This is a genomic window from Sebaldella sp. S0638 (assembly GCF_024158605.1).
Taxonomy (GTDB): domain Bacteria; phylum Fusobacteriota; class Fusobacteriia; order Fusobacteriales; family Leptotrichiaceae; genus Sebaldella.
On record NZ_JAMZGM010000032.1, the window covers coordinates 15360 to 39292 of the forward strand.

The following is a 23933-nucleotide window of genomic DNA, read 5'->3' on the forward strand; positions in this document are numbered from 1 at the left end:
TTTATTATAGAAATTATTTCAAAACTCTAAAGAAAGTTAAATTGATTTTCGGAAAAATTTAATCGCGGCATTGACGATACGCTATTTTAGGGGTTTATGCAGATTAGAAAGCTTTTCAAAATTTTAACAAAGTGAAAGGAAACTTATGAAACAAATATTTTTAGCAATAACAGTAATATTTTTTATTTCTTGCACAATATTAGAAGCAGATACATCACTTAATGAAAATCAGATGTTAAGTGACGGAAAAGAAATTTATAATCTTATGGGGAATCTGAATAAGGCAATAACAGATAAAAATCCCAAGAAAATAAGGGATATTACTGATCTTGACTCTAAAGAAACAAATGTAAAGGAAACAACGGATTTTGCATTAAAGATTCTTGCAAGTACGGATTATCAGGTGTTATTTCAGATGGTAAATACTGACAGCTTTAATACAAGTCTTCTAAAGGATAAAGTAACAAAAATATATGAAGTAAATATGGAAGATAAGGCTAATCTTACTTCTAATTTTCTTATAGTAAACAGATATAGTAATGATAATTATACACTGATAGTGGTGAAAAGCAAGAAAAACAAAGGATTTAATGAAGTGAGCAGAATATCATTTGAAATAAAGAGAAAGGGTAAGAAGTTCAGGATAGCAAAAATAGGGCTTTTTTCATCATAAAGTATTGTAGAAATATAAACGATTCAGTCGATGGGGAATTGAGATAAGGGATGGTTTCTGCCAAAACAGGACTCGTCCTTTTTATAATATTCTTTTTTATAATTATGTTAATTTAAAGAAAAAGCCTCCGGATAATTTATAGTAATCTAAATTTCCAGAGGTTTTTATTATAGTTTTAATGCATAGGATTAAAAACAATATTCGTTTTATCGCGTAATTCTTCATTGCTTGCTTTTATTTTTTCTATAGCTGAGATTTTATCTTCTGTAAGATATTTTGCGTAGTCTGAATTCAGTCTTTTTACAATATCTTCTCTGTTATTTTTTTCAAGGTTATCTCTTACGTTTACCAGTATCATGCTTGGAAGCAGACTATAAAATTCTTTATAATCTTTTGTAAAATTCGTTTTAGAGAAAAACTGGTCTACAGCACTGCCTATTTTAGAAGTTGTCTCCTTTAAAATAGTATCTTCTTCACTGTCATACCCGGATACCATTTCCTGTTCAAGAATATCATTTATGTGTGAAAATTCTTTTACATATTTATCGCTGAAAAATAAAATTCCGTTTTCAAATATTTGTTTTCTTGAATAAGTTATAGTTGATTTTTCATTAGCTGATAATTCTTTGGTATTTATATTCCATTCTTTCAGAAGCATTGAAAGCATAAAGTTGCCGTCAGTATTATTAGGATAGAATGAAACTCCTTTTTTATTTTTATATAAATTCTTGTATGACTTTTTGAATTCATTTTTTAGTGTATTGTCACTATAATTCAAAAATTTATTTTTAAATGAATCACTCAGGCTGAGTTCTTTTGAATATTGTTTAATTACATAAAGACCGGCTATTTTCACTGAATTTATATAATTTTTTGAATTATCATAAGAATTATTTGTAAGTACCAGTACTTCATCTACAAAACTTTTTATTTCATCATAACTTTTATATTTCATTGTAATATTGGCTACTTGTTCACTATTTCCCAAAAAGTCCGCATTAGGAAGAAGACTTAAAGCAAGAGGTACAAATCCCAGAAATTTTAAAGTTTCTGTTTCTGTCTTATCATTGACTAAAAGTTTTTGAGCTTCTTCAAAGTCCCCATTTGCAGCATAATAATCAGCAAGTGACTGCTTTAATTCATAGTTGCCAAAGGCAAGAAAGCCTGAGCTGCTTGTGATCTGTTTTTCGAGCTCTTTGTATTCCTCTTCGGCATTAGTTTTCTTATAAATGTCAAGCAGATAAATTTTGTCAGGATAATAAAAAGTATCTTTGTCATCCTGTGAAACAGAACCATACAGATAATCATAAGAATAATAATCATTATCAGATAAAAAAGAATAAATATTTTTTGCCTTCTCAAGATCTCCGAGTTTATAGTATGAATATGCCCCGTATCTCATCATAGAAGCACTAAAAGTATAATCGTACTCAGTAATTTTCAGTTCATCATTCAGGTTAATTCCGTTATTTTGAATTAATGCCAAAGTTTTATCATACTTTTGTGTTCTGTTATACAGATCTGCCAAAGCGAGATTAATTGTATAATCTTTTGATGGAAGCATGCTTTCATATATCAAAAGAGCATTTTCAAAGTCCTTTTTTTCCTTGTATATCTGTGCCAGAACAGGTCTTGCTCTGTTTATTCCCTGTGAAATATATACTTCATAAACAGGAACAGCTCTGTCTTTGATCATTTTCCAGTTCTCTCCGAGGTAGTATCCGTCACTGATGAGATTATCAAGAAAAGTATTTAATTTTTCTTTCTTATCATTTAGATAATATAAAGATAACAGTTCGTTTACTGCTTCGTAATCATCTGCATCTTCGGCAATTCTGTCCAGATATATTTTTTCATTATCTTCAAATGAAGTTTTTACTACAGAAAAATGCTCGTCTTCTGTATCTTCGTCGTCTGTTTTACCGGAAACAGACAGGTCGGCGGCATTATCCGCTGTGTCTGCGGTAATTTCTTCACTGTACATATCTTCTGCATCAAGGGCATTTCCCTCTTCGACCTTGGTAAGATATTCCTCAAGTGTCTCCTTTGCACCTTTGTCTCCTCTTTTTATATAAGGGGCAAGCTCTTTTTTCAGCTCTTCCTTGGAATAATATTCACCAAATGCATAAAATATATGTTCATTTCCTTTATTCTTTTTCAGGTATTTTTTATAAGATTCTACAGCAGCTTTGTAATTATAAGCGTCTGTATACAAATCGCCGAGTTCTTTGTCTGCTCTTGTTTTTCCTTTGGCAGATTCGATCTTTAGCAAATCTTCCCTTGTGCTGTAGCTGTATTGACTTATCATTTGGAAATAAGCATCTTCATCACCGTTTATAACAAGATCACGGTAGAGAGAGGAAGCTTTATCATAATCACCGTTATTTTGATATATTTCAGAGAGCATTTCCATATCGCTCCGGCTTTTTTTATTAAATAATTTTATCAGTTTGTCTTCTGAATTTTCTCTCAAATAAATAGAACCAAGTAAATGCAAAGCCTGCTTATTTTTTTTACGTGCAAGATCTTCAAGAATAACAATTGCTTTTTCTTCCTGAAGATCATCAATGTAGTATCCGGCAAGTTTCATCTTTGCTTCATCACTTACAGGGCTGTACTTTTCATATATTTCCTTTGCCTTTAGAATTTTATTACCGTGATAGTAATTATCTGCGAGTTCCAGTTCCTCATTTATTTTTTGTGTATCAACAGAACTTTTGGTATTTTTGGCATTTGTCTGACTGCTTTTTCCCGCCGATTCTGTGATAACACCTAGATTAGCTATAAGTAATACAAGAATAATAATTTTTTTCATGACACCTCCTAAAATTTTAATTATTATATCATTTTTGTGTAATTTTTCATAGGATAAATTGCATTGAGAAAGCATGAATCTAAAAAGATATTTCAGGGTATTCCAACAAAAAAATCCCCTTGTAAAATAATATACAAGGGGTATATAATCAGATATTTAAAATTCCATGCTGTCTCCCTGATCAAGCATAATAAAGTTTACTCCGAGAGTATTTCCATTTTTCAGTTGTTCAAGAATTGTAGAACGAATATTGGAATTTTTATTTAAAGTAGGCTTCACATGACTGATTATAACATTAAGACCTTTTAGTGAACCTTTTCCGCCGCTGTATTTTTCCAGATTCTGAAGTTCCTTCAAAAGCCAGTCGGGAGTAAGGTGTCCGAATAAGTCCTTGTCAGCTACACCGTTTGCATAAGAAACTTCTATAATTATACCTTTCAGATTTTTGCTTTTTACCTTTGGACCCAGTGTTTTCCATACAGTATCCAGATGTGTAGATTTTTCTACTGTGTCTGGGCCTGTATCCCCGAAAAATGCAAAATAGTCTTTGTTTTTTCTCACTAAAATCATTGAAGATTCATAATTGCTGTGGCTGAGCGGAAGAGCAGCGCCGTATAAAGCAGTACCCTCTATTGCTGTTTCTTTACCCGGCTCAAGAGTTTTGTACGTATATTGTCCCAGTTTAAATCCTTCGCCGGAAGTGGAAAAATTCGGCCATGTTTTCCAGTTAAAGTAATTATTAGTCAAAACATCTATAACAGACGGAAGCGCATAAATATTTTTCTTGCTGTCATCTGTAGAGCTTATAACAAGTCCTGAAACATGGTCAAGATGTCCATGGCTGATAAAATAACCTTTTACTGCATTTTTGAAAACATATCCTTCCAGAGTAAGAGGTGAATCAGCGGGAACAGTAATATTTTTAAAAGCCCCTTTAGCAGCAGCCTTTTCTATTCCGGGAAGAAGAGTTCCTGCATCAAGTGCAAGATAATTATTTTCATCTGTACTTCTTATAAGATATGAAGTTATGTTGCCGTCAATAACTCCGCCGTTCACTCCGAGAGCCACTATTTCAAATGAAGTTTTGGCAAAAATAGAAACAGACAGAATAATACCAAATAACAGTGTAAAAAATGTTCTTTTCATAAATCCCTCCAAAAATATAGTTTTATTTTAAAAACGGAAGATATTTACCAAGCGGTAAAAAATCTTCCGGATATGCTTATTTATAAATTTTTACGCTCCAGTCTCCGCCGTATTCTACTTTATAAGTAGAAGCAAAGTCTCCCATGTTTACAGCAAAAGATAATGAATCCAAGCTGTTATAATACATAAGGTTTTTACCTTCAGGCACATCTCCGAAACTGTTGGCAAAAGGCATCTTGTCTTTGAATACAAGTTTGTCTTTATTATAGATTTCCACTGTAAAGATATCACCTTTTTTGATATTCATTTTACTTGCAGTATTACGGTCAATATTAGTCCATACATTTCCATACTGCACATCAAGAATAGGGATATTTCCTACAAGAGTATTTTTCTCAAATTTTGCTTTTTGATAGCTGATAGCTTCCACTTTAGAAGGAAGTTTTTTTCCTACCTGTTCAAAAGTAATCGCACCTGATGCAAGTCTTGCCCCTGTATACGCATATACATCACGTCCGTGGAAAGTATATGATTTTTCAGAGTCTTTACGTCTGTTAACAGCTTCATCAATTTGTCTAACTTCCTCGATTCCGAATTTTTCTGCTACAAGAGTCAGAGTTCCGTTATCAGGAGTAACGAAGTATTGTCCGTTTTTAGTTTTTAGAACAACAGATAATCTCTCGGTACCTACACCCGGATCTACTATTGATACAAATACAGTACCAGCAGGCCAGTATTCAGCTGTCTGGTATAAACGGTATGCCGCATCCCATATGCTGTAGGCAGGAATTTCGTGTGTAACATCATATATTTTCAGGTCTTTGTCAACGCCTGTTGCTACACCTTTCATAGCAGAAACTGCTCCGTCCTTAAGACCAAAGTCAGACTGGAAAACCAGTATTTCAGATGCTGAAAATGCAGTAGTTGAAAAAATAATAATACTTACAATAGTTAATAAAAATTTTTTCAGAGTTTTTTTCATATATCTCTCCTTAAATAAGATTTAGTCACTTAGAATATAGCTTTATTATGTGAAAAAGTCAAATATATAATATTAATCTGAAAATATGTGTATGATGAGGAATAGTACAGGATAGACGTTCATTATTTGCTAATCATGATTTTTTAATTGAACTTAGAGTTTTTTATGATATTAACGGTTGGTAATGAAGAGATTGACAGTTACATTATTTTACTAAACATGACAAGGGAAATGGAGACGCTGTTTATTTAGAGAAATTTTCACATTATGATAAGGTAGATGAAAGTATAGTTTCTTTCAATTATGAAAAAAAATAATTTTGTTTATATTGTATTAGGAATTATAATTCAGGTCAAATATCAAGATTAGTCATATAAACAGCAATATAAAAATATAAAGTGAAGCGGTCTTTTTCAAGGCGGGCAGTATTTGAAAAACAGAACTTTTTTTATGATAAACAATTTTTTTATTTTATCTGAAAGTAGTTCTTTTTTTTGTCGGGTTATTATGATAGAATTAGTTAAATAAATAAAGGGAGAAGACGATTATGTTCGAAATATTTGAGAATGTAAAATATGAAGTTATTAATAAAGGAAAAGACTTTGTCATAAATGATATTCATTATGATTCAAGAAAGATAAAAAAAAATGATGTATTCTGCGCCCTTATAGGTGCTGTTACAGACGGGCATAACTATATAGAAAAAGCTGTAAACAACGGGGCTAAAATGGTAATTGTGGAAAAAAAAGATATTACAGTTACTGATAAGGATGTGACTTATATTTTTGTGGAGAATATGAGAAAACATCTTGGGGTAATGGCTTCCAATTTTTTTGGATGGCCGCAGAAAAATTTGAAAATAATAGGGATTACAGGGACAAACGGTAAGACTACATCAAGCTATATACTGGACAGTATGCTTGAAAAGACGTCTAGGATAGGAACTATAGGTTATAAAATACTGGATGAAGAAATAGAAGCTCCGAATACTACTCCTGAATCACTTGATCTGGTAAAAATGCTGGATAAAAGTGTGAAAAAAGGTGTGGAGTATTTTATAATGGAGGTAAGCTCGCATGCTCTTGAGATAGGAAGGGTAGATATGCTTGAGTTTGATTCGGTGATGTTTACCAATCTTACACAGGATCATCTGGATTATCATGAAAATATGGAAAATTACTTTAATGCTAAGTTTAAGCTGTTTACCATGCTTAGAAACAAAAATGCAGCAGCTGTGAATATAGATGATTCTTATGGTGAAAGAATCTATAATTCCAATAAAAACTATAAGTCGTATTCGATAATAAAAGATTCAGACCTGAAAGGAAAAATAGAAGAATATCATAACGGCGGAATGAAGGTTTCAGTAACTTTTCAGGGTAAGGAATATTCCTTTGATACCAAACTTGTAGGCGACTATAACCTGTATAATCTTCTCGGCTGTATCGGTGTACTTCTGAATCTTGGTTTCGGCATTGATGATATAATAGAAAGAGTAAAAAGGGTAGGCTATGTGCCGGGAAGGTTTGAGCTGGTAAATGAAGGTCAGGATTTCATGGTAGTAGTAGACTATGCACATACAGATAACGGACTTGAAAATATATTGGAAACAGTGAGGAAAATAACTGAAAACAGGGTAATAACAATATTCGGTGCAGGCGGCGACAGAGATAATACCAAAAGACCAAAGATGGCAAAGGCAGCTGCAAAATTCAGCGATTTTGTAATTATTACTTCTGATAATCCCAGAACAGAGGACCCTGTGGAAATAACAAAACAGGTGGAAAAAGGACTTACAGATATAGACTTTCCAAAAGACAGATACACAGTAATTGTGGACAGGGAACAGGCAATAAAATACGGTATAGAAATGTCAGGGACAAAAGACAGTCTTCTTATAGCAGGAAAAGGACATGAAGACTATCAGATACTCGGGCGTGAGAAGATTCATTTTGACGACAGGGAACAGGCTAGAAAATATTTGAAGAAATAATCCCGGAATTAGGGAGAATATCCAGAACAGCCAAATATAGGCAAATTTTTATAAAATAACATAAAATACTAAAAATATAAATTATATATATGTTTTATAGAAAAATTATATATATTGTTTATGATAGTGAAATAGAGGATTGCCTATTTTGTCAAGGGGATATTTAACAAATAGGCTCTTTTTTTTATTGTTTGAGTATGATAAAATTATAACAATGAAAAGTGCGGAAATATAAATCATATTTTTGATATAAATAATTAAAAATGAGAAATAAAGAATAATAATATTTCAGAGGAGGAATTTAGTGTGGAAAATTTACAAAAAGTAAAAGAAGTAAAAATAAACGATAAAATAACAATAGGGAATTCCAGAATAACTCTGCTTGCAGGACCATGTGTTATCGAATCGGAAGATCTGGTCATGGAAGTAGCGGGAAGATTAAAGGAAATTACTGATAAATTAGGTATCAATTTTGTGTTCAAGTCATCTTTTGATAAGGCCAACAGAACATCAATACATGGATTCAGAGGGCCGGGGCTGGACAAAGGACTGGAAATACTTAATAAAGTCAAGGAAAAATACGGACTTCCCCTTGTAACAGATATCCATGAACCATGGCAGTGCGAAGTGGCGGCAAAAGTCATAGATATTATACAAATACCGGCATTTTTATCAAGACAAACTGATCTGCTTGTAGCTGCTGCACAGACAGGGAAAGCCGTTAATGTAAAAAAAGGACAGTTTCTTGCACCATGGGATATGAAAAACGTAGTAAGCAAGTTTGAAGAAGCCGGGAATACGAATATTATGCTTTGTGAAAGAGGAGCATCTTTCGGATATAATAATCTGGTAGTAGATATGAGAAGTCTTCTGGAAATGAGAAAATTCGGATATCCTGTTGTTTTTGACGCTACCCACTCGGTACAGATACCGGGAGGTAAGGGAAGTGCCACAGACGGAAACAGAGAGTATGTTTATCCGCTGATGAAGGCTGCGGTATCAATAGGAGTAGATGCTGTATTCGCAGAAGTTCATCCTGATCCTGACAAGGGTATGTCTGACGGGCCTAATATGCTTAGACTGGACGATATAGAAGAGATACTTACAAACATTTTAAAGATAGATGATTTAGTAAAGAACCAAGAAATTTAGGAGGAATAAAATGAAAAAGAAGGTATTGCTGACACCCGGCCCCACTAATATTCCGGAAAATCTTCTCGGAGTACTGGGAACTGACATAGTACATCACAGAAAAGTAGACTTTCATAATGTTATGAAAGAGCTGAACGAAAATTTAAAGAAGATTTTTCAGACCAAAGAGAATGTATATGTATTGACGTCATCCGGAACCGGCGCAATGGAGGCAGCGGTAGTGAACTATTTCTCCAAAGGTGAAAAAGTCCTTGTGATAAACACAGGATACTTTGGCGACAGATTCAGGAAAATAGCCGGAATTTACGGACTGGAACCGATAAATCTGGAATATGAATTTGGTGAGTCATATAAATTAGAAGACGTAAAAAAAGCTTTGGCAGAAAATCCTGATATAAAAGGAATTTTCATAACTCACAGCGAGACTTCCACAGGTGTTCTGAATAATGTAAAAGCAGTGGGAGAATTAACAAAAAATACGGATATACTTTTGGTAGTGGATACCATAAGCGGACTTGTGGCAAATGACTTTGACTTTGACGGATGGAATGTAGACGTAGCAGTGGCAGGAAGCCAGAAAGCATTTTTGATACCGCCGGGACTGGCGTTTATCGCAATGAGTCAAAAAGCCAGAAAAGCTGTGGAAAAATCAGATATTCCCAAGTATTACTTTGATATAAAACAGGCTGAAAAAGCTTTGGAAAGTAAAAACGAAACTCCTTTTACGCCGGCTATAGGGCTTATAATCGCAGCAAATGTTTCATGCAGGATTATAGCTGAAAAAGGAGTGGGAAACATAGTAAAAGAGAAATATGAGCTTAGAAAGTATATCGAAGAAAAGCTTTCAGAGCTGGATTTCAAGATTCTCGTAAAAGATGAGGAAAACAGAAGTAATACTTTGATTTCTGTGGTAAAAGACGGTATAAAGATAAAGAATGTAATCAGAAGCCTTGAAGAAAGAGGATATACCGTAACCGGAGGAAAAGGAGATTTCGAGGACAGTCTTATGAGAGTGGGAATACTCGGGGAATTTTCCAAAGAGGATATAGATAAATTTCTTGTTGTTCTTACTGAAGAACTGGCAAAACAATAATCTTATCCGGTTATATTTCGTTTAAAGCAGGGGAGCTTTTGAAAAAAAGCATAAATATTAATAAATAAAACAAAAAATAAAGGAGAGAAATATGTTAAATGAATTTTCGCTGAGCAGAGGAAGAGCAATGATAAATTTTACTCTAAAATACTGCGATACATCAGAAAAATTACTGGACAGTTACGGGTTCAGAAGAGTAGTAGAAGTTTTCGTCAGAAGACTAAAAAAAGATGAAGGACTGATATATAATTTTTATCTTGATGCATTTAAGACAGATGATATGTTAGCTGATTCAATGATAGAAGTATTTAAGCTTCTTACAGTTTTTGACATAGATGAAGTCTTGAAAGTGGATAATAAATATTCTGTATTCTTTGAAGATAAAAACCTTTTTATAGAATTAATAGAATTATTATACGGATACTGGAGAAGACTGGAAAGATTCACTATTGTAAGAAACAAAAGACTTGGAGAAGGTCTTCAGAGTGTAAGATTCTCACAGGCTAATAATAATTTTAACGAATTAGTGCTTGCTACATACAGAAGAATAGAAGAAACTGTAATGGGATATAAACACAGAGTGTACAGACAGCTTAACGCAGGAGCTAATGCAGGACTTACATTAAATGATATAAACTGGAACTGCCCTATAGAATACAGAGGGCTTAGCAGAATACCTTTTATAGGATCTGTAATACTTCATCCGCCTTTTATCTCGTATTCTAAAAGAAACACAAGAGAGGGATTATTCCAGAGACATCAGAAAAATCCATTGGAAAACATAGTTCTAAATGAGGATGACTGGTTTGTGTATCCTGCCAAAGTCGGGGATTTACTGACATTTGTATTTTTCCATAAAGACTTTATGGCTCATGGTCTTACACTTGCGAACCTGTTTGAACTGGCAAAAGAAAGTGAATATATAGGGAAAAAGCCGGATATGATTTATCTGTTCGGATATCCTGACGGGGAAAACGAAAAGAGAACTTTCTACTATAAAGATACAAAGAATGATATTTTAATAGGATATGCCAATTATACAGACGAGATCGACTATTTCGGATATATGAAAAAAATGCTTCTGACTCTGCATAATATTAAAAAGCTTGATGAAGGACATCTTCCTATACACGGGGCTATGGTAAACATAGTTCTTAGAAACGGAAAAGAGTCTAACATAGTAATTATGGGAGACAGCGGAGCAGGAAAGTCGGAAAGTCTGGAAGCATTCAGAACACTTAATGAAAAATATATAAAGCATATGAGAATAGTGTTCGATGATATGGGATTCCTGAAAATAGAAAATGACGGGAAAATAAAAGGATACGGAACAGAAATAGGAGCCTTTGTAAGGGTAGATGACCTTGAGTCAGGATATGCATTTGAGCAGCTTGACAGGGGAATCTTTACTAACCCTGACAAAATAAATGCCAGAGTTACTATACCGATTTCTACTTATGAGGTTATCTCAAAAGGGTATGAAGTGGATATAATGCTTTATGCCAATAACTATGAAGATGCTGAAAAGAAGATAAAATTCTTTGAAGATGTAGATCAGGCTATCACAGTCTTTGAAGACGGGGCAAGAAAAGCCAAAGGAACTACAAGTGAAAAAGGTCTCGTAAAATCATACTTTGCCAATCCTTTTGGAGCTGTGCAGGAGAGAGAAACAAACGAGAAGCTTGTAAGGGAGTATTTCCACAAAATGTATGATCAAGGTGTGCAGATCGGGGAAATCAATACATCACTTGCAATAGAAGGTAAGGAAAAAGACGGACCTAGAAATGCTGCGGAAGAATTATTCCAGCTTATAAATCAATAATAAAATACAGAAATAAAACGGCTTTTACAGCCGTTTTATTTTAGGGGAAATTATTTATATGACAAATAAAAGTATAAGCTGTGGTTTTGGCATTCCGATAAAAGATATAGCTTAAAAAATTAGACTTTTTGTGATATACTAAGATGAAAAAATATCAGACTGACTTTAGGATAGGAGACAAAATGAAAGCATATATAGATCTTGGTTTTATAAAAATACACTATTACAGTATTATGTACATTATTGCATTTTTTCTTGGGATATTTATAGCCGGGAGGGATATAGTAGCCAAAGAAAGAGGAGTAAAAGATAAAAAAACTATTGAGGATTTTGCATTTTGGGTAATGATATCAGGATTAATCGGAGCAAGAGTATACTATGTTTTATTTAAACTTAATATGTATAAAGATAATCCGCTTTCTGTTTTTGCAGTATGGGAAGGCGGACTTGCAATACACGGGGGAATTATCGGCGCATTTATAGGAGCTTGTATATTCGCCAAAAGAAAAAAGATGGATTTATGGGTACTTACGGATATGGGTGTAGGGCCTCTGCTAATAGGACAGGCAATAGGAAGAATAGGGAATTATGCTAACGGCGAGATAGAGGGAGTACCCACATTTACACCATGGAAAGTTATTTTAAAAGGAAATTTCGAGCAATGGTGGACGCAGTATCAGTCTATGTCTATGGATATGCAGTCTAAGTTCAAGGAACTGGTACCATGGGGAATAGTTTTCCCGAGCGGGACTTCCGCAGGAGATAGTTTTCCGAACTTACCTTTACATCCGGCGATGTTTTACGAATCAATTCTTAATGTAATAGGTTTTCTGCTGTTATGGTTCTATTTCAGAAAGAAGAGATATAATCCCGGTGTACTTTCGATGATTTACCTGATAATGTATGCTTTGATAAGAAGTTTTGTAAGCTTTTTCAGAGTGGAAGATCTGTCGTTTTTCGGAATTATAAGAGCACCGCATCTGATAAGTATAATAATGTTAATTTTGGCACTGACAGGAATAAAGTTTTTTAATAAAAATAATGCTAAAAAGGATACACCTAAAAAATAGGAGAGATAACTATGAAAAAGCAACTGGATAAAGTTTCAGAATTTCACAGAACATTTAAGCTGGGTATGGAAAAACATCCTGTTTCAAAGCTGGAAAACGATAAGGCCAAATTAAGATATGAACTGATGAAAGAAGAAAACGACGAGTATATAGAAGCTGTGGAAAATAATGATATTATAGAAGTGGCTGATGCTCTCGGTGATATGCTTTATATATTATGCGGTACAATTATAGAACACGGTATGACAGGACTTATAGAGGAAGTATTTGACGAGATTCACAAAAGTAACATGTCGAAACTGGGAGAAGACGGAAAGCCTGTATACAGAGAAGACGGAAAAGTGATAAAAGGGCCTAATTATTTTAAGCCTGATATTGCTAAGATAATTAAATAATAAATGTAGAAAAACCGGCAGTTAGAGCCGGTTTTTATCTTTATATTTTATTCCGTAATTATAAGCATATCGTTTTCATCAAAGAGCCATGAATCAGCATAGGCAACTTCCCAGTAATAACCATCCAGATCGGTGAAATATCCTCCGTAACCGCCCCAGAATGTGTCTGCTGCTTTTTTTACCACTTTTCCGCCGAGATTTTCTATTTTATTCAGGATTTCATCTACTTCTCCTTTGTTTTTGGCATTATAAGCAAGGGTAATTCCGGGAAAAGCGGAACCTTTCTCTTTCAGGTCAGGAACATTTACATCTTCTGCCAATCCTGATAGAGGATATAATGCGAGTTTTGTTCCTCCGTTATTGAAAAAAACAATGGCGGGATTTTCTTCTCTGACAGGAGTTTCAAAACCAAGACCGTCTCTGTAGAATTCAAGAGATTTTGATACATTTTCTACGCCGAGGGTAATTATGTTAATTCTGTTCATAAATACACATCCTTTCAAAATTTGGACTTTTTTCGTAGATTGTTTATTCTATAATATAACATAAAAAAATATATGTAAAGTAATAAAATAATATTTAATTTATTAATCAAAAGATTGATTTTCAGAAGTTTGACAACAATTTGTTAAATAAATCAAAATTAGATTTTTTTTGCTTTAGATATAAAATTATAATTATTGAAATATTTTGTTTGCATTTGAAGAAAACAAGTGTTATATTACAGGAGTATTTTTAAAATTGTTAAGGAGAAAAAATGAAAAAGATTTTTTGGTTTGTACTGCTATAACAGTGAATTCTGCGAGTATTGATTACTTAATGAATAATTCAGCAGCGTATCTCGGGAATCCGTCGCAGGCAGGAATTATTTCAGTAGACGGGGCTTTTTATAACCCGGCAGGACTCACACAGCTTGAAGATGGGACATATATTAATATAAACGGACTTTTTTCCGGTGTAGAAGAGTCAATGAATTTGTCAGATAAAAAATTTGATGCTAAAGATTATCCAATGGCACCAAGTTTTAATCTTGTGTATAAAAAGGATAAAAGTGCATTTTACTTAAATACCAGTGTAATTGCAGGCGGGCCACACCTGAATTTTAAGAGCGGGGTAGCCGGGCTGGAGCTTGCTGCACAAGCATTTAATAAACTTGATCCTTTAGCGGGAACAGTGAGAGCTTTGAATGCAGAGCTGAAGAACGGGGATTTTGAGGGAGAAAACAGATATTATCAGGGAATTATAGGAGGGACTTATCAGATAAATAATGTATTTTCAGTATCTTTAGGGGGAAAATATGTTTATTCTGTAAGAAAGCTTGAAGGAGATGCCGAGTATTCTTTTAATAAGGGAAATCCTATAGGTGCGTCAATAAACGGAAATGATCTTCATATAAAGTCTAAAAGGGAAGCAGATGGTTTCGGAGGAGTAATCGGTCTGAATATCAGGGTAAATGAAAACCTGAATATAGGTATGAAGTATGATACACCAGTAAAGCTCACTTTTGACACAAATGCCACTGAAGATAAGAAGATGTATATAGGAGCTTTGGGGAAAAATCTTGGTATTTCTGACTTTTATCCTACTTACAAAGATGGCTACAGCGGAAGAAGAGATTTACCGGGAGTTCTGTCTTTTGGTATTTCAGGAAAAGTGAATAAGTTTACTTTAATGGCAGGGTATAATCATTATTTTAATAAGGCTGCTAATATAGATAATATAGCTTATAATGACGGGAATGAGATTAACTTTGGTCTGATGTATGATATGAATGAAAAGTTTACTTGGACAGCAGGAGTTAATATTGCTGATACGGGGGCGAAAAATTCGAGCTATAATGATGTAGAGTTTGCATTGAATTCACAGTTTTACGGAACGGGAATTATTTATAAACATGATGATAAGAATGAATTTACTTTATCTGTTTCATACGTGCATTATAATTCAGAAAACGGTGAGGATGAAAATTTTATTGCCGGAACAAAGCTTGAAAAGTCTAAGGTTACTTATAAAAAAGGTGTAATGGGAATGGGAATTGGATATACACATAAATTTTAGTATTGAAAATAGTGTAAAAAATTGATATGATAATAGTGTTGCACTCGTAGCTCAATAGGATAGAGCATCTGACTTCGGATCAGAGGGTTAGGGGTTCGATTCCTCTCGAGTGCGCCACTTTTTAACACAACCCCTAAAATCAGAACTGTGTGTCAATGTTATCAGTGCCTTTGATAACTATTTTTTTATTATTAAGTTCAAAGTTTCTTTCAGTTCATCTATATAATCTGGAATGGCAACAAAAATTCTATAGGACTTAAATATTCTGATATGGATGTATTCTATGATTGTTGGACTAATAAATATAGTAAGTCAATTCTGCTTTTAATTCATTTCAATTGTTAAATATATTATTGTTGATAAATTCTGTTTTAAATATTTTTTTCTAGCAGCTCTAATGCCAAATTTTTTATTGCTCATTTTTCCATCTCCTCATTTCATGTTATAATTGTAGTGAGGTTTGTTCTGGGAGGTGGTCACTATGACTAAGTTATTAAACAAGCTTATACAAAAGTTGTGTGCATGTATCTTAATTCTGTACATGCTGATATTTTGGGAAGTAGACACAACCAGACTTGCATTAGCGTAAGCTGGCAAAATCTTGCAAAGAGAGGCGACTCTCTTTGTTTTTATTAAACCAGACAGAAAAAAGTTAGAATATCTGATTCAAATTAAAGAAATTGTATGAATGCTTGTTCCCATCCCACTTTTTTATAACAGTAAATGTAATTTAATATACTAACTCTGCTTAACTTTGTTAAACTAGAATATTTATTCTAAAATTATAAAAAAAACGTTGATTTAATTTTTAAGTTGTGATATGATATCCTTGCATATGATTTGAATGACAAATTCATATAGATAATAGTAAAGTAGGTAAATTTTTTTGAAAATAAATTTGTATAGACAAATAATTGCAGGTATTTTATGCCTTAATATATTGAGTGTTTCACAAACTGTATGGACTGATGCTGATTTTGCTACTTCTAAAGGACATACATGGGTGAATTCAGGAAATTACGAATATGGCGGAGATGTTTATATTCAAAATACTAATCCGGTAAAATTTGAATCAAATATGAATGGGAAACCTAATACCGGAGTATTAAGTATAGAGAGCGGAGGAAAGTTAACCGCAGATAGTGAAGTAATAGTAGAGCAGCTTGGACCGACTACAGGAGATGCGGTATTGATTACTGATGGCGGTAAAGCTTATTTTAACGGTGGTCTTACAGCTACTTTAAAAAATCCCAATAATAATTACTATGTAATAGCTACAATAAGAGGAAACTCTGAACTTCATGCAAAAGGAAATACTAATATTTTTTCAGAATTTGAAAAAGGTTATGGACTTTATTTAGGTGAAGGAACTACAAACAGCTTTAGTAAAGACAGTAATGGAAATGGAATTGTTAATATTTCAACAGGTGTCAGAGGGATACATTCTATAGGGAATACTGATTTTAATCAGGAAGTACATGTAAGATTAAATGCTAATGGTGCTACAGGAATTCTAACTTTAGATTCTGGTTCAGCATCACTGACAAATTTCAATGATAAAGTATATGTTACGAATAATTCAGTAAGCAATAATAGTTCTACCGCTTATGGTATTGCTGTCAACAATGTAAATGGAATATTCAATCTAAAAAATGGTGCTTTTATTAATTTTGGAGATACATATACGAATGGGAATGAAATAGGACTGTATTCAGGAAAAGGACAGCTTAATATACAGGGAGATATTACGGTTAAGACAAATTCTGGTAATATACAGGCTGCTATTTATGCAACAAATAATGGGAAAATAAATATAAGTAATTCAATTGCTGATTTGAAAGGTGATATTCTTTCAAATAATAACTCACAGATTATAATGGATGTGAAAGACGGTTCGAGGTGGGAAGGTGCTTCGCATACAGCGAATTCCGCTTCTACTAATATTAGTATGACAGGAACTACATGGCAGATGACTGATGACTCTGAAATAACTAACTTTGATTTATTAAATAACTCAACTGTTTATCTGAATTCTGAGCCGTCAACAGGAGTATTTACACCGAGAACTCTAACAATATCAGATGATTATACAGGAAGTAACGGTACAATAGTTTTCAATACGAAACTAGAAGATGATCTTTCATTAACAGATAGATTGATTGTTCAGGGAAATACTTCGGGAATTACAAAAGTACAAGTAAGAAATGCTGGTGGAACCGGTGCTGAAACTATAGAAGGTATTGAGCTGATCAGTGTAGGAGGAACATCAGACGGAATATTCGTAAAAGACGGGCGTATCGTTGCCGGTGCATATGAATATTACTTAAATCGTGGTAATGGAGATACAACAGACACTAATAACTGGTATCTGACAAGTAAAATTCCTCAGGTAATTATAACACCGCCTGTTGATCCAACTGATCCTACAGTTCCTGTAGATACAGTAGAACCTATAGTTCCCACTGAACCACAAGTGATTCCTCCATATGTAGAACTACCAGATAAAAAACCTGTGGCAGGAACCTTTGAATCAATATTCCGTCCTGAATCAGGAAGCTATATTGCTAATAACGCTGTAGTGAATTCATTATTTTTACAGAGACTCCATGATCGTCTTGGGGATACACAGTATACAGATTCATCAGCAAATGGAGATAATGCCGTAAGTATATGGGTACGTAGTGCAGGAGGTTATAATACATTTAAAGATACTTCGGGACAATTGAAAACTACAGGGAAAAGCCATGTGGTACAGACAGGCGGAGATATCGCCCAGTGGACTACAGATGGTACAGACCGTTTTCATATTGGAATTATGGGCGGATATGGAATTAACCATAATAAAACAAGTTCAAATATAACAAACTATGGTTCTAAAGGTAAAGTAGAAGGTTATAATATTGGATTATACGGAACGTGGTATTCAAATAAAGAAGACAGATCAGGATTTTACGCTGACAGTTGGTTGATATACAACTGGTTTAATAATGAAGTTCAAGGAGATGAGCTTGCTAAGGAAACATATAATTCTAATGGAATCACAGCTTCTGTAGAAAGCGGATATACTTTTGAAATAGATAACAATTCAAATGGAAAAGCATTTTTTATACAGCCTAAAATTCAGGCTACATATATGGGAGTTAAAACAGATAATCACACAGAATCCAACGGAACTGTAGTTGAATTAAACGGAGACGGTAATATTCAAACACGGCTTGGTATGAGATTCTATACTGGTAATTCTAATTTTATAAACAGAGATGAAAAAAGAGAATTTCAGCCGTTTATTGAAGCTAATTGGATTCACAATACAAAAGAATTTGGAGTAATTATGGATGGTATAGAAAATAAACAGGCCAATGCAAAAGATTTAGGAGAAGTTAAAGTGGGAACAGAAATAAAATTAAACCATAAATTTGACTTGTGGGGGAATATTTCATACCAATGGAATATGAATGGAAATAGTTACAATGATACACAGATGACTGTGGGATTAAAGTATAAACTGTAGCATTTAAGGCTAAACAAAAAAATCCAGAAGTATTGATAATACTCTAACTGGATTTTTTTGAGTCTGTAGGCAAAAGTCTGTAAAATAAAAAAGCTTTCTATGATAAAATTGAAATATCATAGAAGGCGATTTTTTTATTTGAAAAATACTTCAAGATGCATTTTGTTTTCAAAATTCTATCGATCTTTTTTGTCCTTTAACTATTCCATTATTTCGATTATACGAATTTATCTTTTGCAATATCAAGGAGACCTCTACTTTTTTGCATTGAATAGATTCCACTAATCTTAATACTCTCTATTTCAAAAGTTTCAAATATATAACTGTTATTGTTCAATATTTTTTATTCCGGGTCTAAAATTAATTCGTATAATAGAAAATCCGTTGTGCCTGTGTTTTCGTAAAAAAGTTGCATTGTATCAATAAAAACAAAACCAATTTTTGTATAAAGTTTTTGTGCAGGCAGATTAGAAGCCAGAACATCTAATCGGATAGCTTTTATTTGAGACTCTTTACTCTTTTTTATAACATATGCCAACATTTTACTGGCGATACCTTGATTTTGAAAATGAGGAGAAACTCCAAAAGCATGTATAATAAATATTTCGTTTTTTGCCCCTGTAGTTTTCCATTTCACTTTTTCATATCCTGTAGTTGATTCATGATTAATAATCATAACACCGGCAATGTTATTGTCAATTTCAGCAATGATTATTTCGTTATTTGTGATTGAATCATAAATAAACTTTTGACTGGGATAGACATTTTTTATCCATCCGCAATTAAATTTTGAGTTTTGCATACCATCAATCAAATCATGATAAAATTTCACAACTTCATCATATTTATCGTATTTAGCTACATTGATAACCATTAACACTCCTTTAAAAAAACTTGATATATATTTTTACTTGAGTAATTATAACATATTATTATTTAAAACATACCATTTTTAAAAAAATAGCTGTTGGTATTACACTAAAAATTTGGACAAAATCAGCTTGCTGCCGTATCATAAAAAAATACCCCAGATAATTTAGTTTAGCAAATATCTGGAGGTTTTTTCACACTACCCGGCAAATTTAAAAAAACTATCTAAGTTTTGTTGCCGTTCCATGTAAGATTTTCCTGACAGGAATATTCCTGTTACTCTTGTTCTTCTTATCTCTTTATTTAATCTTTCCAGTATGTGAGCTGAACTTATTTCAAAAGTTACTTCTTATAGTTATTATCATCGCTCATTAATTCAGAAAAGGTTTTAAAAAAGGTCTCAATACTTTTATTAGCTCTGAGAGCAGCAGCATCCAAAGTAAAACCTTCATCAATAAACTCTTTTATCAACAATATTTTTTTTATATTAAGATAATTATACTTTCTTGTTTCTCCATCAGAGCCTTGTTCTGAATTGATAATACCTTTTTCTTCCCAATAACGTAGTTTTCTTGTGGGTACTCCTGTAATTTCTGAAACTTCCCCTATTCCTACAATAAGCTTTCTTAGTAATTTAGAATCAATAAGAGTTTCGATTCCTTGTTTTTCATCTTCCATAAAATAATCTCCTTTATTATTTAAATTTATAACATCTTCTGACATAATTCTACAATAAAAGAAAAAAAATTACAAATATTTCTTGATGTTTTTTGTAAATAAATTACAATATTTTTATATTTGATATGAAAAAAAGAAGTTAATTTGCGAAAAATTAATAAATAAACTAATGATCATAAGTTACCGGGCGGAAAGAGTACACATGTAAAAAAACGGATTTCCCAGATCCGGAAGCACCTGCAGCTTTTATCAATCTCATTGAGATACCGGCAAAGGGTATTCATATTGGAAGTAGTAAATACCAAGCCAAGAGCCGAGGCTTTATATGAAAAATTAGGATTTCAAGTAAAGAAGAAAATATATTTTGGTTTTTTAACACACAATTCAGGTTTCACTTCTGTTGAATATATGTTTAAAGAAATATGATTATATAAAAAATATAAATTGAAATAGTTGAAGCTAATTTCAACAGAATAATACAAGGTTATCTCAAAGAATATGTGTTATCCGGATTAAACTGAAAAAACAAGTCAGTAGTTATAACAAAATATTAATTGAGCAGCCTTAATTTTATTTTCTATATTGAGATGAAAAGTTTCCCCTTCCCTTATCCTCAGCATTTACTATAAACCAATTCCGCGAACTGCCCGTATTGTTTCACTTCGTCAAGGTAAAACCGTTTTAACACCTCTTTTTGTGTAAATAAAGGAATCCCGCCACCTAAAAGTACCGGGGCAATCTGTATAATCAGCGTATCAACCATATCATTATCCAGTAATGGGGCTAATATTTGTGTTCCGCCTATGATCCATACATTTTGGGAGTCACTAATATTTTTTACGATTTCTGTGATATTACCTGAAATAGGAATAAAGCCGCTAACAGGTAATTCTTCTGTATGAGTAAAAACGTAATTTTTAGTTTTCTGATAAACCAGATGCGGGTCTTTCATATTTGATATTTCATTAAATGTCTTTTTTCCCATAATAGTAACATCCATTTTCTCATAAAAACTATCATAACCTGTTTCTTCAATTGTTCCTGTTTGATAAAGCCAGTCTAAATTATGGTTTTTATCAGCGAGATACCCATCTAGTGTAATACAGCCATAAAAATATATGCTCATATAATCTTCACCATTTCTTTCTTTGCTCATAATTTATATGCAAATATTATAAAATATTGATATTGAGGTAGTCAAGTGATATTATCTTTCGAATTAAGACAAGCAGCAATAAATAAACAAAACTGTTTTCTTTAAAACTTAGAAAAAGTACATGGAAACAGCCAAGCGGATAAAAAATTACCATAGGGAAATCAATGAAATTATTGTGCACAGGAGTTTTTTGTTTTTTTATTACAATAAACTGATAGAAAATGTATATGTGATGAATTACCTTTATTATCTGTACTTTTAATAATAGTTTTTCTTTACAGATAAAAATATAACTGATATACTTAAGACATTTAATCAAGAATATCAATAAAAATCATAATATAAAATTCAGGAGGGACATAAAATGGGAATAAAAGCTATTGTTATGGATGTAGACGGAACATTAACAAATGATAGAAAAGAGATAACACAAAAAACCAAAGAAACTTTACTGAATGCTCAAAAACAAGGGATTCTGCTGATATTAGCATCGGGAAGACCAACAACAGGACTAGTCAGACTGGGGACTGAACTTGAAATGGACAAAAATAATGGTCTGTTTATTTCATATAATGGTTCAAAAGTGGTGAATTTCCAGACAGGAGAAGATTTATTTAATGAGCCTTTGAGTGTGGAAGATGCCAAGGCTGTTTTGGAACACATGAAAAAGTTCGATGTAAGACCGATGATTGATAAAGGTGAATACATGTATGTAAATGATGTTTATAACTGCATGATTAAGTTCAGGGGAGAAGATTTTAATGTTATAAAATATGAATCAAGAGGAGGAAATTACAAATTATGTGAGATAGATGATTTGGCAGCATTTGTAGATTATCCGCTGAATAAGATTCTTACAACAAGCGATCCTGAATATCTGGAGGAACATTATCGGGAAATAATGGAGCCTTTTAAGGATAAACTGAACTGCATGTTCACAGCACCGATTTATTTTGAATTTACGGCTAAAAATATAGATAAGGCGAAAGCACTGGATACTGTACTAAAACCGCTTAATATAACAGCTGATGAAGTAATCGCTTTTGGTGACGGTCATAATGATATTTCTATTGTAAAGTATGCAGGAATAGGCGTAGCAATGGAAAATGCCGTGTCTGACCTGAAAGAGATCGCAGACGAGATTACTTTATCAAATGAACAGGACGGAATTGCCAAGTCTTTGAAAAAACATATTCTCGGTTTGTAGTTAATCTGAGAGAATAAAGCTGCAGGCAAAATGTCTTTCTAAATGACCAGAACATATGATTGAACATATCTTTATGGTATAATAAAGAATTCCGATAAAAACAATATAAAAATAAATTTATTTAAATCTTTCTGATCACTTCAGGAAGATTTTTTTGTAAATTATGGAAATAAAGTTAAAATTATTATATATAATATTATTTTATAGAATAATAATTATTTATAATTTATTTTTATGAGTAAAAAATGCTAAGATTATATTAGAGCTTTTAACAGGAGGATACAATAATGAAAAAAAATTGGAAGGGAATATTATTAACAGCTGCGGTAGCTTTAGCAGCAGAGATAATAGGGAAAAAATTTGAAATAATCGGCGGTCCGATTGTAGGTATAATTCTAGGAATAATAATAAATAATTATTTTTCAATATCTAATGACTTTGTTCCCGGAATAAAATTTACAAGTAAGTATATTCTGCAATTATCTGTTGTTATTCTGGGATTCACGCTAAATCTGAACAGTGTAAGGGAGGTAGGACTCAGTTCCTTTCAGGTAACAATCTGGACTGTTTTAATTACACTGGCAGCGGCTCATTTTCTGGGGAAAGTTTTATCAATCCATAAAGATCTGGCGACCCTTATAGGGGTAGGGACTTCTATATGCGGCGGTTCGGCAATTGCTGCTGTTTCATCTGTTATAGAACCCGAAGAACATGATCTTGCTTATGCTATGAGTACCATATTTCTGTTTAATGTCATTGCTGCGATATTATTTCCTGTTTTTGGACACTTAATGAATATGACAGACAATACTTTCGGATTGTGGGCAGGAACAGCTATAAATGATACTTCTTCTGTGGTAGCAGCGGGATATACTTTTTCCCGGGAAGCAGGAAACTACGCAACAATTGTTAAATTGTCACGTTCAATCCTGATACTGCCGATATCACTTGGATATGCGGCTGTTAAATTATTCAAAAGCAAAAAAGAGAATAATCTTCAAAATAAAAAAATAAGATTTCACAATATTTTTCCTTGGTTTATTTTATTTTTCTTATTAGCTTCTTTTGTAGAAACTACTGTAAATTTTTCTCCTGATACTAAACATATATTTTCTGAAACTGCTAAATTTTTGATAATAATGGCTTTGAGCGGGATAGGTCTTTCGACTAATTTCAAAAAGATGTTTAGCTCAGGATTTAAACCGATATTTTTAGGATTTATTTTGTGGGTACTAATGTAGTGCTATAGTAAAGTAGGAACACCAAAATCTAAACAATGATATAATAAAAAAAGAAAGAGGTGTTTTGAAAT

Annotated in this window: 18 protein-coding genes and 1 tRNA gene; 12 read left to right on the plus strand and 7 right to left on the minus strand. The window is 32.8% G+C overall.

The features are described 5' to 3' along the window. The first annotated feature begins 145 nt into the window (after positions 1-145). Positions 146-673 (plus strand): hypothetical protein, encoded by a 528-nt coding sequence (locus tag NK213_RS10200; RefSeq protein ID WP_253348855.1) that lies wholly within the window; start codon positions 146-148, stop codon positions 671-673. 175 nt (positions 674-848) lie between these two features. Here NK213_RS10200 and NK213_RS10205 read toward each other — a convergent pair whose 3' ends face one another. The 3 genes from NK213_RS10205 to NK213_RS10215 all read right to left on the minus strand — a co-directional run bounded on the left by NK213_RS10205 (position 849) and on the right by NK213_RS10215 (position 5616). Beyond that, positions 849-3488 carry a hypothetical protein gene (locus tag NK213_RS10205; RefSeq protein ID WP_253348856.1) on the minus strand — a complete coding sequence of 880 codons (2640 nt, stop codon included), beginning with the start codon at positions 3486-3488 and terminating at the stop codon, positions 849-851. A 156-nt stretch (positions 3489-3644) separates the two neighbouring features. Continuing rightward, on the minus strand, positions 3645-4634 hold the full coding sequence (locus tag NK213_RS10210) for an MBL fold metallo-hydrolase (protein ID WP_253348857.1): 990 nt from the start codon (positions 4632-4634) through the stop codon (positions 3645-3647). Positions 4635-4710: 76 nt separating this feature from the next. Beyond that, positions 4711-5616, minus strand: coding sequence for an S-adenosyl-l-methionine hydroxide adenosyltransferase family protein (locus NK213_RS10215; RefSeq protein WP_253348858.1), 906 nt, complete (start codon positions 5614-5616; stop codon positions 4711-4713). 547 nt (positions 5617-6163) lie between these two features. On the opposite strand from NK213_RS10215, the gene NK213_RS10220 reads away from it, so the two are divergent. The 6 genes from NK213_RS10220 (at position 6164) to NK213_RS10245 (ending at position 13141) form a co-directional block, all read left to right on the plus strand. Further along, a complete protein-coding gene (locus NK213_RS10220; protein WP_253348859.1) occupies positions 6164-7609 on the plus strand; it encodes a UDP-N-acetylmuramoyl-L-alanyl-D-glutamate--2,6-diaminopimelate ligase in 1446 nt (481 codons plus the stop codon). A gap of 306 nt (positions 7610-7915) precedes the next feature. Beyond that, positions 7916-8761, plus strand: coding sequence for a 3-deoxy-8-phosphooctulonate synthase (kdsA, locus tag NK213_RS10225; protein WP_253348860.1), 846 nt, complete (start codon positions 7916-7918; stop codon positions 8759-8761). Positions 8762-8771: 10 nt separating this feature from the next. Continuing rightward, positions 8772-9854 carry an alanine--glyoxylate aminotransferase family protein gene (locus tag NK213_RS10230; RefSeq protein WP_253348861.1) on the plus strand — a complete coding sequence of 361 codons (1083 nt, stop codon included), beginning with the start codon at positions 8772-8774 and terminating at the stop codon, positions 9852-9854. 91 nt (positions 9855-9945) lie between these two features. After that, positions 9946-11676, plus strand: coding sequence for a phosphoenolpyruvate carboxykinase (locus tag NK213_RS10235; protein ID WP_253348862.1), 1731 nt, complete (start codon positions 9946-9948; stop codon positions 11674-11676). A gap of 182 nt (positions 11677-11858) precedes the next feature. Beyond that, positions 11859-12746: a prolipoprotein diacylglyceryl transferase gene (gene lgt, locus NK213_RS10240; protein ID WP_253348863.1), complete on the plus strand. Its 888-nt coding sequence runs from the start codon at positions 11859-11861 to the stop codon at positions 12744-12746. 11 nt (positions 12747-12757) lie between these two features. Next, the gene (locus NK213_RS10245; protein WP_253348864.1) at positions 12758-13141 is read left to right on the plus strand and encodes a nucleoside triphosphate pyrophosphohydrolase family protein; all 384 of its coding nucleotides are present in this window, start codon (positions 12758-12760) and stop codon (positions 13139-13141) included. A 47-nt stretch (positions 13142-13188) separates the two neighbouring features. On the opposite strand, the gene NK213_RS10250 is transcribed toward NK213_RS10245, so the two are convergent. Continuing rightward, entirely contained in the window at positions 13189-13626 is a 438-nt protein-coding gene (locus tag NK213_RS10250) for a VOC family protein (RefSeq protein ID WP_253348865.1), read from the minus strand. A 256-nt stretch (positions 13627-13882) separates the two neighbouring features. Between NK213_RS10250 and NK213_RS10255 the strand changes: the two genes are divergently transcribed. From NK213_RS10255 to NK213_RS10265, 3 genes are all read left to right on the plus strand, one after another. Then, positions 13883-15199, plus strand: a complete 1317-nt coding sequence (locus NK213_RS10255) for an OmpP1/FadL family transporter (protein WP_253348866.1) — start codon at positions 13883-13885, stop codon at positions 15197-15199. 40 nt (positions 15200-15239) lie between these two features. Next, positions 15240-15316 (plus strand) — tRNA-Arg (locus NK213_RS10260). Between the two features lie 769 nt (positions 15317-16085). Then, positions 16086-18710 (plus strand): autotransporter outer membrane beta-barrel domain-containing protein, encoded by a 2625-nt coding sequence (locus NK213_RS10265; RefSeq protein WP_253348867.1) that lies wholly within the window; start codon positions 16086-16088, stop codon positions 18708-18710. 343 nt (positions 18711-19053) lie between these two features. On the opposite strand, the gene NK213_RS10270 is transcribed toward NK213_RS10265, so the two are convergent. The 3 genes from NK213_RS10270 to NK213_RS10280 form a co-directional block, all read right to left on the minus strand. Next, positions 19054-19584 (minus strand): GNAT family N-acetyltransferase, encoded by a 531-nt coding sequence (locus NK213_RS10270; RefSeq protein ID WP_253348868.1) that lies wholly within the window; start codon positions 19582-19584, stop codon positions 19054-19056. Between the two features lie 338 nt (positions 19585-19922). Continuing rightward, positions 19923-20258, minus strand: coding sequence for a MerR family transcriptional regulator (locus NK213_RS10275; protein ID WP_253348869.1), 336 nt, complete (start codon positions 20256-20258; stop codon positions 19923-19925). Positions 20259-20871: 613 nt separating this feature from the next. Then, the gene (locus tag NK213_RS10280) at positions 20872-21384 is read right to left on the minus strand and encodes a dihydrofolate reductase family protein (RefSeq protein WP_253348870.1); all 513 of its coding nucleotides are present in this window, start codon (positions 21382-21384) and stop codon (positions 20872-20874) included. Positions 21385-21778: 394 nt separating this feature from the next. Here NK213_RS10280 and NK213_RS10285 point away from each other — a divergent pair, with 394 nt between their 5' ends. Continuing rightward, entirely contained in the window at positions 21779-22621 is an 843-nt protein-coding gene (locus NK213_RS10285) for a Cof-type HAD-IIB family hydrolase (protein WP_253348871.1), read from the plus strand. 287 nt (positions 22622-22908) lie between these two features. Further along, the gene (locus NK213_RS10290) at positions 22909-23862 is read left to right on the plus strand and encodes a YeiH family protein (protein WP_253348872.1); all 954 of its coding nucleotides are present in this window, start codon (positions 22909-22911) and stop codon (positions 23860-23862) included. Positions 23863-23933 lie beyond the last annotated feature (71 nt).